Consider the following 13,555-nt stretch of genomic DNA (forward strand, 5'->3'; position numbering starts at 1 on the left):
TCATGGAATCTTTGCCATGCGCTTGCCGCCTTTTCTGCTTTCTTTGCCCGACTTTTTTTCTCTTCCCCACTCTATGAAAACAACCCTTACCGCCTTTGCCTGCTTTCTAAGCACCCTGGGCCTGGCTCAAACCCCCGCTCCGGCCCCTAGCGCGCCGGAATCACCTTACCGCGCTTCGGCCACGAAAGTGAACAACCTGGTGCATACCAAGCTGGATGTGGGCTTCGACTACGCCAAGCGCCACCTCAACGGCAAAGCCTGGCTGACGCTCAAGCCCCACGCCTACGCCACCGATTCTCTGCGTCTCGATGCCAAAGGCATGGACATCAAAACGGTGGCCTTAGTGAATGGCGACCAGCAACAGCCCCTGAAGTACGACTACGCCGACCAGCAGAACCTGCGCATCAACCTGGGCAAGACGATAGCGCCCGGCACGGCCTACACCGTGTACATCGAGTACACGGCCAAGCCCGATGAGCTGAAAGTGAAAGGCTCCCAGGCTATTACCGATGCCAAGGGCCTGTACTTCATCAACCCCGACAGCGCTGTGGCCGGCAAGCCCGTGCAGATCTGGACCCAGGGCGAGACCGAGGCGTCTTCGGTGTGGTTCCCCACCATCGACCGGCCCAACCAGAAAACCACGTCCGAAATCAGCATGACGGTGCCCAGCAAGTACGTGACGCTGAGCAATGGTGCCCTGGTAAGCCAGAAACCGGCCGGTGCAGGCCTGCGCACCGACACCTGGAAAATGGATTTGCCCCACGCACCCTACCTGTTTATGATGGCCGTGGGTGACTTCCGCATCACCAAGGACACCTGGCGCGGTAAGGACGTGACGTACTACCTGGAGCCCAAGTACGCGCCCTTTGCCAAGCAGATCTTCGGCAACACCACCGACATGCTGGAGTTTTTCTCCACCCGCCTGGGCGTGGAGTATCCCTGGAACAAGTACGCCCAGATTGTGGTGCGCGACTACGTGAGCGGGGCCATGGAAAATACCTCGGCTACCCTGCACGGGGACTTCCTGCAGAAAACCGACCGGCAGCTCCTGGACCGCGAATACCAGACCGAGTCGGTTATTGCCCACGAGCTGTTTCACCAGTGGTTTGGCGACTACGTGACGGCCGAAAGCTGGAGCAACCTGACGGTAAACGAAAGCTTCGCCGACTTCTCCGAGGGCCTGTACGCCGAGCACAAGTACGGAGCCGATGCCGCCGACTCGCACAACCACCGCAACCTGCGTAATTATCTGCGCAGCCCCAAGGATGCCCAGAAGCACCTCGTGCGCTTCCACTACGACGACAAGGAGGACATGTTTGACCTAGTGAGCTACCAGAAGGGTGGCGCCATTCTGGACATGCTGCGCACCTACCTCGGCGACGACGTATTCTTTGGTGGTCTGCAGAAATACCTGCAAGACAATAAGTTTGGTAACGGTGAAGCCCACCAGCTGCGCCTGGCGCTGGAAGCCGTGTCGGGCCAGGACCTGAACTGGTTCTTCAACCAATGGTACTTCAGCACGGGCCACCCCGTGGTGAGCATCGACTACGCCTGGGATGCCGCCAAGAAAGTGCAGTCCGTCACGCTCAAGCAAAATCAGCCCGGCCAGGTGTTTCAGCTGCCCATGGCCATCGACTACTGGGTGAACGGCAAGCCCCAGCGCCAGCGTGTGATGATGACCCAGGCCAGCCAGACCTTCACCATGCCTCTGGCCTCCAAGCCCGACCTGGTGGATGTAGACGCCGAGAAAACCCTGGTGTGGCAGCAGACCGACAACAAGCCCCTGGCTGAGTTTGCTTACCAGTACGAGCACGCCCCGCTCTACGTAGCACGCCGCGAGGCCCTGTTGGCGGCCGAAGCCAAGCAAACCACCGATGCCGCCGCCCGCAAGCTGCTGGTAGCCGGCCTCAACGACAAATTCAACAACCTGCGGATGGTAGCGGCCGAGCGCCTCAAGCTCGACAACAAGGAGGTAGCCAAGCTGGCAGCCCCGGCTCTGCGCAAGCGCCTGAGCGTGGAGAAAGACCCGGTGGCCACGGCTAGCCTACTCACGGTTCTGGCCAAGCTGGGGGATAAAAAGGACGAAAAGATCTTCACGCAGCAGCTCAAGGCGCAGTCGTACGCCGTGCAAGGGGCCGCGCTGAAAGGCCTGGGCAACGTAAACGCTAAAGCAGCCCTGGCCAAAGCCAAGGAGTTAGAAGCCAGCGACGAAGCTAGCATCAGTCAGGCCGTGGCCGGGGTATATAGCCAGCACGGCGGCGACGCCCAGTGGAACTTTGTGCGGACCCGCTTCGACGCGGCCAGTGAGCAGGAGCGGTTTGGCTACTTCGAAGGCATGGGTGCCATGCTCACCCGCCTCAGCGAGCCGAAAGCCTTTGCCGAAGACGTGGAGCGTCTCCGCGGCCTGGGCGTGAAATACAAGCAGTACGGCGCCGATGAGCCCATTATTGGCATGCTGCAGGCAGCCATCAAAGCTCAGGAAGGCAAGCCGAACGCTGCTGTCAATAAGCCCGTGGCCGAAAAGGCCATTGCCGATATTCAGGCCGCGAAGTAGCGTGACCTGAAAGCAAACAAAACGGCCCCGCATTCCTTGGAATGCGGGGCCGTTTTGATTTTGAGTACGGTGCGGTTACCGCTGTGGGTCGTGGGCTTTATCGGGCGTTATGGTTTTGCCCTTGTTGGTAGACTGGTTGGTATCGGGGCGCTGATCTTCCTGCTTTTTGCGGGCTGGATCATCGTGCTGGGGAGTTTTAGGAACGTTGGTAGCAGGCATGGCCGTAGTCAGTTACGAAGTGAAACCATAGGGGCTTGTACGCAGGCCGGGAGGCCACGGGCGGGTTGCCCAAAATGATGCACGCTCGTCTGTGCCGAGAATCTTGGCTATTCCACCGTGTGCGCCCGTCGGATACCGAGCTTCTTCATGCGTGCCTCCAGGGTTTTGGCATTGATGTCCAACAGAACGGCCGCGCCCTGGGGGCCACTCACGCGCCCACCCGTTTGGTGCAGAGCGGCCAGGATATGGTCGCGCTCCTGCTCCCGCAGGGTTTTGAGCGGACCGGGCACGGGGGCCGCCACCGGCACTGCCGCGGCTGCATTGGCCGAAAAACCCGCAAACTCCAACGACGGCCCAGTAGAAGCAATAACGGCCCGCTCCACCACGTGCTCCAGCTCCCGAATGTTGCCCGGCCACGGGTAGCGCTGCAGCGCCTTGAGGTCGCGGGGGCGGAGGGTACGCACGGGGCGGCCCAGCTTCTTGGTAAAGCGCTCCAGAAAGTGGCGCACCAAGGGCTCCACGTCCTCGGGCCGCTCCCGCAGGGCCGGCAAGTGAATTGGGAACACGTCGAGGCGGTAGTAGAGGTCGGCGCGGAAGCGGCCAGCGGCTACTTCCTCCTCCAGCACGCGGTTGGTGGCGGCCAGCACCCGCACGTTGGTATGAATGACGCGCCGTCCGCCAATACGCTCAAACTCCTTTTCCTGCAGCACCCGCAGCAGCTTGGCCTGCAAATCCAGGGGCAGCTCCCCAATTTCATCCAGGAAAATGGTGCCGCCGTCGGCCAGCTCAAACTTGCCGATGCGCCGGTCGTGGGCCCCCGTAAAAGCACCTTTTTCGTGCCCAAAAAGCTCACTTTCTATCAACTGGGCGGGCAGGGCCGCGCAGTTGATCTTTACCAGGGCCCGCTCCTTGCGCGGGGAGAAGTTGTGAAGGGCCCGGGCTACCAGTTCCTTGCCGGTGCCGGTTTCACCGGTGATGAGCACGGTGCTGTCGGTGGGGGCTACCTGCTCCACGCGCCGGAACACCTGCTGCATGCTGGGGCTGCCGCCCACAAAGTCGCCGAAGCGGGCGGCGGCCGTGGTGTTGATTTCGTCGATGAGGTAGGTCCGCTCCCGCTCCAGCTGGGTGCGCAGGGCTTCAATCTGCTCGAAGGCCAGCACGTTCTGAATAGCCAGCCGCACCTGGGGCACGAGCGTCAGAATGAGCTCTAGCATCTCCGGGGTGAAGGCCAGCGGCTGGTGACTGGCCATGATGAGGGCCGCGGTTTGCTCATCGCCCAGGTCGAGAGGCGTACACAGCAGGGACTGGGTGCCGCGCCGCTCCCGAATGTAACGCAGCATGGTGTAGCGCTCGGCCAGGGCGTCGAAATCGGCCCCCACGTACACACCCGGCCGCATAAACAGCTCGGCCGCACCTAGCTTGGCCTCCTCAAAGTCGGGCACGTCGTCCCAGCGGTTTTCCTCAAGGGCGGCGAAAGTGCCATCGGGCTGCTTTACTAACTCTGCAAAGGCCCGGATGGGCGAATCGGGCAGGCGCAGGCGCACCCCGAAAAAGTCGCAGGGCACTACCTGGTTGATTTCGGTAGCTATGGTACGGAACAGCTCGCCTCGGTCTTTAATGCTGAGCAGGGCGTTGTTGAGGGCTAGCTGCATGGTTTTTTCCTGCTCCCGGCGGGCTATGTCCTCGAAAGCCAGCGTGTTGGTGACGGCCACCGCCACCAGGCTGCCAATCTTTTCCAGCAGGTCCACGTCGTTGGGGGCAAACTCTGGTCGGCGCCGGGCTACCAGGGAAAGCAGCCCGATGAGCTGCCCGCCCGTGCGCAGAGGCACTACCACGAAGTAACGCATGCCTTTATCGAGCAGGGCGCAGAAGGGCTGGTACTGCGGAAACTGTTCAATCAGCTCCTGCAAATCGTACTGGTGCAGGCGCGGCTGGCGAACGAACAGCTCGACAGGCGTGCCCTCAATAAGGCCACGCGTAGTTTTCGCGCCACTGGCATCGGTCTGTTCGGGCAGCAGTATCTCCCCCAGGTAGTCGCGCAGAAACACGCGGCGGTACTGGTGCTCGGAGTCGAAGGTGAGAATGGTGATGGCGTCGAAGGGGAAGATCAGCCGCAGCTTTTCCGTGACGGTGCGAAACAGCGTCTCCTTGTTGCGGGTCGTGGCAATGGCGTCGTTCAGGTACAGCAGGAGCGAATCGTCTTGGTCGGGCATGTTTTCCTCAAATAGCAGGAGATGATAATAGGGAATCCTGAAATATCAGGAACAACTCCTGCCTGCTTGCAATGTTTTTCATTGTCGGGATTAAAATAAAAATGCCGTTTTTGAACCATTGAAACACATTTGTAAAGAATTTTTAATCCGCGTAACCACTTGGCACAGGCTTGGGTACTAGCAGCACGACCTTCATCAGGCATACTCTATGTTCTCTCGCTTCACTTTAGCCGTACCGTTCTTGTCCTTGCTGGGGCTGCTTGGCAGCCAGGCTGCCTACGCACAGCAGGGCCCGGTACTTTCCGACTCGCTGACGTTGGATGGCACTATTCGCTCGGTGCTGGATGCCAACCCCGCCATAACCTCGCTGGAAGAAGAGGTAAACGCTGCTACCAGCCGCGTGCAGCAAACCCGCGGGGGCTTCCTGCCCCAGGTGACGGGCACGGCCACCTACACCCGCATCGACCCGGTGGTGAAACTGCAACTCGCGCCCGATGCCCCGGTTTTCCAGCTGGCCCCCAACAACAACTACGACGCGCACCTCACCCTGCAGTACGGCATTCTGGATTTCGGGAAAAAGGAGGCCACCTACAACCTGGCGGAAAGCCGCCGGCTGTCGGCCCAGGACCAGATAGCCGTCACGCGCCGCGACCTGGCTTATTCGGCCGCGCAGGTATATTACAACATCCTGTTCGTGCGGGAAAGCATCAAAGTACAGGACGCCCAGATTGCGTCCCTGCGCCAGCACGAGCGGGAAATGGAAAAGCGCGTGGAAGGGGGCGTTAGCACCCGCTTCGATGTGACGACTACCCAGGTGCGCATTACCCAGGCCGAGAATACCAAAATCGACCTGCAGAACCAGCTGAACAACCAGCAGGTGCAGCTGGCCCGCCTGCTGCATAAGCCTGAGTACGCCCAGGTGGCGGTGCGCGGCACGTTTGCGTACCAGCCTCAAGCCGTGGACGTGGAAGCGGCCCTGGCCCGGGCCACCGAAAACCGCCCCGAAGTGAAGCTAGCCAAGGATGCAGAAGCCGTAGCGGCCAACAACCTGAAGCTGGTGGAGCGGAGCAACATGCCGCTGCTGGGCGTGGGCGCGCAACTGGGCGCCAAAAACGGCTACCTGCCCAACCTCGACAAGATCCGGCCCAACTCGGTAGGCGTAGTACAGCTTTCGGTGCCCATTTACGACGGCAACAAAAACAAAAACCAGCGGGTGGAGGCGCAGGCCAACATCCGGGGGGCTCAGGCCCGCACTCAGGATACGCAGGAGCAGGTACGCGCCGATGTGCGCCAGGCCGCCAACAACCTGCAGTCCAGCGCCGCCCGCTACGACAATGCCGTGCTGCAGGTAAACCAGGCCACCGATGCCCTCACCCGCGCCAAGGCCCGCTACCGCTACGACGTAGGCACCAACCTCGATGTCCTGGATGCTGAAACCCAACTAGCTCAGGCTCGGCTTGCGCGTTTGCAGGCCATTTACAACTACACTCTCGGCCAGTACCAGCTCAAGCGCGCTACCGGCGAGCAGATATGGTAGCGGAGAAGAAGCAAGTGGGGAATCAAGCACGCTAGCCTAACCGCAGCTTTGCTCTTACCGCGCTGCTACTTCACTTCTTCACCCATTTACTCCTTTGCAGTATGCACCTGTCCAAGATTCTCTGCCCGCTGGATTTCTCGGGAGCCGCCGTGCCCTTGCTGGCGTACGCAGCGGCTATGGCCGAGGCCACCGGCGCCGAGCTGTGCCTGCTGCACGTGCAGGAACCGCAGCTGGCTTTGAATGGCAGTATGCCCGTGCCCGATGCGGCCCTGGAGCTGGCCCGCTACCGGCTGCTGGCCGAACAAGCCGGCGCCCGGCGCGTAACTACGCAGCTGTGCCAGGGCGACGCCGACCGCGAAATTGTGCGGGTGGCCCAGCGCAGCGGCGCCGACCTGATTGTGATTGGGTCCCACGGCCACACCGGCCTCACCCGCTTCCTGATGGGGAATACCGCCGAACACGTCGTGCGCCATGCGCCCTGTGCTACTCTCCTCGTAAAACCCCACGGCGACGCTGCCTACCGGCAGTCGGCCTAACGCCTCAGCTTTTCTCCCAGACTTTTCACTTCAACGATTCAATACGAAATGGCAACGCAAGAACCGGTGGTAGAACGCCAAATTTCGCAGCCAGGCGGCCCCGCCCAGCCCGCCGTTCCTTCCGCCTACGAGGAAGAGCCGCAGGCTAGCTCCAAGCGGCCGATTATCATGATTATCCTGGCCCTGGTGCTGCTGGTGGGCGGCTACTTTGGCTGGCAGCGCTACCAGTTTGGCCAGACCCACGAAGAAACCGACGATGCCCAGGTAGAAGGCGACGTGTACCCGGTGCTGCCCCGCGTGGCGGGCCCCGTGCTGGAGGTGAAGGTGGAAGACAACCAGCCCGTGAAGAAGGGCGACGTACTCATCAACCTGGACCCCGCCGACTACCAGCAGCGCGTGAATGCCGCCCAGGCCGCCTTGGCCGCCGCCGAAGCCAACGTGGTAGCGGCCCGCGCCGCCGTAGGTACCGCCCAGGCCAACGTGCGCTCGGCTCAGTCGTCCATTGGGGTGAGTGACGCCAACCGCGCCCGCCTCGAAAAGGACCTGAAGCGCAGTGCTTTCCTGCGCAAGGAAGATATCATCCCACAAAGTGAATATGACGCCGTGCAGGCCAACCTGCGCGCTACCAGCGCCCAGCGCGCTACCGCCGCCGACCAGGTAGGCGTAGCCCGCCAGCAGGTAGCTGCGGCCGAGCAGCAGGTAGCCGTAGCCCAGGCCGTAGTAAAGCAGCGCCAGGCCGACCTGGAAAATGCCCAGCTACAGCTCAGCTACACTTCCCTCAAAGCGCCCGTTGATGGCATTGTAAGCAAGAAAAGCGTGCAGCCCGGCCAGGTGGTAGCGCCCGGCCAGCAGCTGCTGGGCCTGGTAGCCAGCAACCGCACCTGGGTTGTGGCCAACTTCAAGGAAACGCAGCTGGAGAATATGCAAGTAGGCCAGCCGGTGGAAGTGGAAGTGGACGCCTACCCGAACGAAGATTTTGCGGGCCATATCGAGTCGTTGTCGGCAGCTACGGGGGCGCGCTTTGCCTTGCTGCCCCCCGATAACGCCAGCGGCAACTTCGTGAAAGTAACCCAGCGCGTGCCCGTGAAAATTGCGCTCGACAAAGCTGACCCGCAGCACCCGTTGCGCGCTGGCATGAGCGTGACGGCCACCGTGAAGGTGAAATAGTCAATCAGTGGTCAGTTGCCAGTGGGCAGTTGCCGGGTCGTGCAAGCGGCCCCAACTGGCAACCAGCAGCTGACCACTGGCAACTGAAATTACATGGAAACTGGATTTACCAAGTGGATTATCGTCATCACCGTGGTGATGTGCTGCCTGCTGGAGCTTATCGACACGAGCATCGTGAACGTGGCGCTTACGCAGATGATGGGCAACCTCTCGGCCACGCAGCAGGAGGTAAGCTGGGTGGTAGCCTCCTACGCCATTGCCAACGTCATTGTGATTCCCATGACGGGCTTTCTGGCCGAGCAGTTTGGGCGTAAAAACTACTACCTGTTCTCCGTCATCCTGTTCACCGTGGCCTCCATGGCTTGCGGGCAGAGCACCAACATCTGGGAGCTGGTAGCCTTCCGCTTTATTCAGGGCATAGGCGGCGGGGCCCTCATGGCTACTTCACAGGCTATTCTCATCGACACCTTTCCGCCCCAGCAGCTGGCCCTGGGCCAGGCGCTGTTTGGTATGGGCGTCATCATCGGTCCTACAATCGGCCCTACCCTGGGCGGCTACATCGTCGACAACTACGACTGGCCCTGGATTTTCTACGTGAACGTGCCGGTGGGCGTCATGGCGGCCATCTTCACTGTTCTCTTCATCCGCGACCCGGAGCGCATCCGCAACGCCGTGCCCCGCCCGTTACGGGAAATAGACTGGGCCGGCATTGTGCTGCTGATTGTGGGCGTGGGCTCCTTGCAGTACGTGCTGGAGCAGGGCGAAAGCAAGGACTGGTTTGAAGATCAGAACATCCTGCTGTTCACGGCCCTCACCGTGATTGGGTTGGTGGGCTTTATCTGGCGGGAGCTTACGGCGCGCCAGCCCATTGTGGACCTGCGGGTGCTGGGCAAAAGCCGCAACCTGGCCGTGGGCTCCTTCCTCTCCTTTATTCTGGGCTTTGGCTTGTTTGCCTCGGTCTTCGTGTTTCCCATTTTCTGCCAGCGTATCCTGGGCTTCTCGGCCGCGCAAACTGGCTACATTCTGCTGCCCGGTGCCTTGCTTTCGGGGTTCATGATGCCGGTAGTGGGCAAGTCCATTCAGGCGGGGGTGTCGCAGAAGTTCATTCTGCCTATCGGCTTCATTGTCTTCTTCATCTTCTCTTACTGGATGAGCACCCAGATTTCGCCCACGGCCGGCGAAAGTGACTTTTTCTGGCCTTTGCTGCTGCGCGGGTTTGGGCTAGCCCTGCTCTTTCTGCCCATCACCACCATGTCGTTGGCCGGGCTGAGCGGCAAGGATGCCGGGCAGGCAGCGGGCCTTACGGGTATGATCCGACAGCTGGGCGGTTCCTTCGGCGTGGCCCTGGTGGGTACGTACCTGGAGCGCACCACCATGCAGAACCGCATCGGGCTGCTGCCCAATATCTCCCTCTATGACCCCGAAACCCAGCAGCGCCTGCAGGGACTTATAGCCGGCTTCATGGCCAAGGGGGCCAGCGTGCTGCAGGCTCAGCAGCAGGCCTACGCCGCGCTGGAAGGCATGGTGATGAAGCAAACCGCCCTGATAACCTACGCCCAGACTTTCCTGATGATCGGGACGTTCTTTCTGCTGTGCGTCCCGCTAATCTTTCTGATCAAGCGGGCCCGCCCCGGCGAGAAGGTGGACCTGAACGCCGCGCACTAACGTGTCCTTGGCCAGTAAAAAAGACCCGGTAGCAGTAGTTGCCGGGTCTTTTTACTGGCTGGGCAAACCTGGCTACGCAGCCTCAACCGTGGACAGCGGCGCGTCAACATCGGCGAGCGGGCCAGCCGTTGGATACCAAGCGGGCAGCAGGGACAAGGACGAGCCTACAACCACAAGAAGTAAGCGCGGCTACGGCTGCGAAAGCCGTAGCCAGCAAGTGCGCGTGGGAATACCCTCAGGCGCTGAGGTTACCACGGTAGAACAGCTCACCAGGCCATTCTGCGCGTCGCGGTACTGTATGTAGTACTCGGCATTGGTATCCAGGGGGGTACGGTCCAGGTAAGGGCTGCAGGCGTGGTGGGCCACGCATTCCCAGGGCTGGTTGCCAATGCGCCGGTATACGTCGGCGTAGTGGCCGCTGGGCGTTGGAAAATCCAGGCGCCGCCCGGCTGGCACCAGGTAGAGCGTGGGCAAAGCAGGACGAGCTGATAACATGAGGGGCAGTGTTTTGGCAAGTGCAGCAAGGAAAAGCCAGCCAGCGGGCAGAAGGCCCCCGGGTAGCTAAGCTAACGATGCCCACCGCCAGTTAGCTCCCGGATAATTACGGGTTCATGATGCGCTAATCTGGTATTTTACCCCGGTGAAACTCCGAAACTAGCTGGTTTTTTGCTGCTTGCCGAGTGCTTTTTCGGAATCGACAAGCACTGCTTTGCGCGCCGCTGCCCTATGTGCAGTCGACAAAGCCCGCCCCGACAGAAGCCGGGGCGGGTTTTCTTGTTCCAGAAGCCTTTCTGTACCTAGCCTGCTCCGCGGCGGGTAGGTACGCGGCATGTCACCGCAAGGGCTGGCATATCAGGTGGTGAGCGGCAGCGTAATGCTAACGGTGGTGCCTTTGCCGGGGCGGGCTCGGAGCGTGAACGTGCCGCCCAACAGCTCTACCCGCGTGCGGATGCCAGCAAGCCCAATGCCCTTCGGCTGCTTTACCTCATGCACATCGAAGCCCACGCCATCATCTTCCACGCTCAGGTGCAGCTGGTCGTCGGCGCAGGCCACCTGCACAAACACTTCCCGCGCACTGGCGTGCTTCATCACGTTGTTGAGTAGCTCTTGCATAATGCGGTACACGGCTATTTCCAGCAAGGGGGGCAGCTGCTGGTCGAGACCGGCCAGGTTCAGGTCTACGTCGAGGCTGTGGGCCGGAATACGCGTGGTAAGCTCCCGCAGCGCCGCTTTCAGGCCAAAATCCTCCAGAATGCTGGGTGTGAGCTCAAAGGAGATGGTGCGCGTCAGGCGGATAGCTTCGCTCAGCAGCTTCTGGCTGGCTTGGGTAGGTTCCGTGGCGGGCAGGTTATCAAGGTGCAGCTTGGTGGCGTAGAGCAGCTGGCCCACGCCGTTGTGCAGGCCTTCGGCAATGCGGCGGCGCTCCTCCTCCTGGGTAGTAAGAATGGCCGATAGCACTTCCTGCTGCTGGCGTAGCCGCAGGCGGGCCGTTTCGGCCAGCAACGTGTTGCGCTCCGTCACGTCGCGGGCCACTACCAGCACCCCACTGATGGTGCCCAGCGTGCGCAGGGGCACAAAGTTCAGGTCGTATGTCATGGGCTGGTGGTAGCCCGCCCAGTTGAGGTGCTGAGAAGGCTCCCCGGTGAGGGCGCGGTGGAGCAGCTCCAGGATGGTAGGGTCCCGGGCCAGGCCCGGCAGGGTTTCCTCCAGAGAGCGGCCCAGGGCATCGGCCTCGGAGCGGCCCAGCAGGTAGGCCAGGCGCGCATTCCAGGCCGTCACGCACAAGCTCAGGTCCAGGGCGGCCACGGCGTCGATGGTGTTGTTGAGCAGGTTCTGGGTAAACTCCTTTTCCTGCTGCAGCTGCAGGCGTCGCTCTTCCGACTCGGTGATGTCGATGGAAAAAATCACGGCCTGTTTTCGCTGCTGATCGAAGAAGCCATAGTTCTGGAAATACACGGGCCGCCCCTGGTGCACCGCCGAGCTCACAAAGGCTACCTGCTCCCCGGCCAGCAGGCGGCTAAGCTCGGTGGTAGCGCTCAGCGAGGAGGCGAAGGGACACGTGTGGGTCAGCTCCGGGTGGTGGGGGGCCAAGCGGCGCAGGCCGTCTCCCACCACATCCAGCAGCTGGCCGCTGGGGGCAATGCGTGCCAGGATAACGGGCAGGTTGGCCAGGATGTGCTCCAGCAGGCGCGTCTTATAGTTGAGCTCCTGTTGGGCTTCGTGGCGGGCCGTCACGTCGCGCATGAGGCCCACAAAGCGTAGCCCCGGGCGCCGGCCATCCGAGAGCAGCTTGCCTTCCACCGATACGTACCGGATGCTGCCATTGGGCCAGGCCACGCGGTGCTCCAGGTCCAGGGCCGTATTCCGGCGCATAGCTTGCTCCAGGGCCTTGGTCACGTGCGGGCGGTCTTCGGGCACTACGGCGTCTAGCAGTACCTGCAGGTCGGCTGGGCCGGGTACGTACGCACGTCCGAATATCTGCTGGGCGCGCTCGTCCCAGTGAAGCTGGCGCGTGGCGTAGTCTACGCTCCACACCCCGCTGCCCGAGGCCTGAAGCGCCATTTGCAGGCGGGTTTCGCTTTCGCGCACCTGAGCAGCGGCGTGCTTTTCGGCGGTGATATCGCGCCAGGCGGCGTGCACAATGGTGCCGCGGGCCTCCGGTACGGCCGTGAGCAGCACATCTTCCCAGAACTCTTCGCCCGATGCCCGGTAGCGGCACCACTCAAAGCGACAGTGCCCCACCCGCAGTGCCTGTAGCCAATACTGCTGGGCCAGCACCTCGGAGTGCTGCCCGTTTGGCTGAACCGCGGGCGAGAAAGCCGCGCCCGACTTGCCCAGCAGCTCGCTTTTCTGGGTGAGGCCCAGCAGCCGCAGCGCCGAGGCATTGCAGTCGATAAACTGGTTGTCGCGCATGAGCAGCATCCCGTCCTGGTTGTGCTCAAACAAAATGCGGAAGCGCCGCTCGCTGAGCGTGAGTGCCTGCTGGGCGTGGTACTGCTCCGTCACATCCAGCAGGGCCAGGTGGCAGCTGCGGGTTTCGGCCCCGGCGGGGCTATGGCTGGGGGCCGGGGAGGCTTCGAGGCGGGCGAAGAAGGGCGTATCGTCTTCGCGGCGCATTTCCAGGGTAATGGTCTGGCGCTTGTCCTGCTCCAGCACGCTTCGCAGAAATCCGGAGAAGGCATGGCGGGAGCCGGCGGCTATAAACAGGGCGAGCCGGCGACCCACCAGCAGGCGGCGCACCGAGCCCAGCTGCTCGCAGGCCCGCAGGTTCAGCTGCTGCAGGGTGCTGTCGGGTGAGAGGGTGCAGTAGCCAATGGGCGCAAACTCGTAGAGGTTGACATAGGCCGCCCGGCTGGCTTCGGCCTCGGCTTGGGCCAGCAGGAGCTCTTCGTATTGCATTTCCAGCTCAATCTGGTGCACCTGCAGCTCCTGCACCAGGCGCTGTACCTCGGGGGGCGTGTTGGCTGGCAGGCTCTGCGCCGACAGGTGACGGCGTTCAGCCCGCACCCGCAGCTCGTGCAGGGCGGCCTGGGGGTCAGGCAGGAGAGGAAAAGAGCTGGCGTCGGGCTCGTTCATGGCAAAAACTACTATGGGCGGGCTATAGTCAACACAGGCAGGTACGCGGGCGGCCGAAAGGTCGTTGTGGGTTTCTGGGGGCCGGCCA

Annotated in this window: 9 protein-coding genes; 5 read left to right on the top strand and 4 right to left on the bottom strand. The window is 61.9% G+C overall.

The window, feature by feature from the left end; translation table 11 throughout:
* The first annotated feature begins 73 nt into the window (after positions 1–73).
* Positions 74–2,554: a M1 family metallopeptidase gene (locus FY528_RS11010; RefSeq protein WP_149071062.1), complete on the top strand. Its 2,481-nt coding sequence runs from the start codon at positions 74–76 to the stop codon at positions 2,552–2,554.
* 75 nt (positions 2,555–2,629) lie between these two features.
* Here FY528_RS11010 and FY528_RS21245 read toward each other — a convergent pair whose 3' ends face one another.
* Together FY528_RS21245 and FY528_RS11015 are read right to left on the bottom strand one after the other, a co-directional pair.
* Positions 2,630–2,773, bottom strand: a complete 144-nt coding sequence (locus FY528_RS21245; RefSeq protein WP_187632080.1) for a hypothetical protein — start codon at positions 2,771–2,773, stop codon at positions 2,630–2,632.
* Positions 2,774–2,880: 107 nt separating this feature from the next.
* Complete coding sequence (locus FY528_RS11015) at positions 2,881–4,986, bottom strand: sigma-54-dependent Fis family transcriptional regulator (protein ID WP_149071063.1); 2,106 nt, start codon at positions 4,984–4,986, stop codon at positions 2,881–2,883.
* A 208-nt stretch (positions 4,987–5,194) separates the two neighbouring features.
* On the opposite strand from FY528_RS11015, the gene FY528_RS11020 reads away from it, so the two are divergent.
* From FY528_RS11020 to FY528_RS11035, 4 genes are all read left to right on the top strand, one after another.
* A complete protein-coding gene (locus FY528_RS11020; RefSeq protein ID WP_149071064.1) occupies positions 5,195–6,523 on the top strand; it encodes a TolC family protein in 1,329 nt (442 codons plus the stop codon).
* 101 nt (positions 6,524–6,624) lie between these two features.
* On the top strand, positions 6,625–7,059 hold the full coding sequence (locus FY528_RS11025; protein ID WP_149071065.1) for a universal stress protein: 435 nt from the start codon (positions 6,625–6,627) through the stop codon (positions 7,057–7,059).
* Between the two features lie 48 nt (positions 7,060–7,107).
* Positions 7,108–8,226, top strand: a complete 1,119-nt coding sequence (locus FY528_RS11030) for an HlyD family secretion protein (RefSeq protein ID WP_187632081.1) — start codon at positions 7,108–7,110, stop codon at positions 8,224–8,226.
* Between the two features lie 93 nt (positions 8,227–8,319).
* Positions 8,320–9,891, top strand: a complete 1,572-nt coding sequence (locus FY528_RS11035; protein ID WP_149071066.1) for a DHA2 family efflux MFS transporter permease subunit — start codon at positions 8,320–8,322, stop codon at positions 9,889–9,891.
* Between the two features lie 189 nt (positions 9,892–10,080).
* On the opposite strand, the gene FY528_RS11040 is transcribed toward FY528_RS11035, so the two are convergent.
* Together FY528_RS11040 and FY528_RS11045 are read right to left on the bottom strand one after the other, a co-directional pair.
* Complete coding sequence (locus FY528_RS11040; RefSeq protein ID WP_187632082.1) at positions 10,081–10,365, bottom strand: hypothetical protein; 285 nt, start codon at positions 10,363–10,365, stop codon at positions 10,081–10,083.
* A gap of 378 nt (positions 10,366–10,743) precedes the next feature.
* Complete coding sequence (locus tag FY528_RS11045) at positions 10,744–13,467, bottom strand: PAS domain S-box protein (protein ID WP_149071068.1); 2,724 nt, start codon at positions 13,465–13,467, stop codon at positions 10,744–10,746.
* Positions 13,468–13,555 lie beyond the last annotated feature (88 nt).

Source organism: Hymenobacter lutimineralis, assembly GCF_008271285.1.
GTDB lineage: Bacteria > Bacteroidota > Bacteroidia > Cytophagales > Hymenobacteraceae > Hymenobacter > Hymenobacter lutimineralis.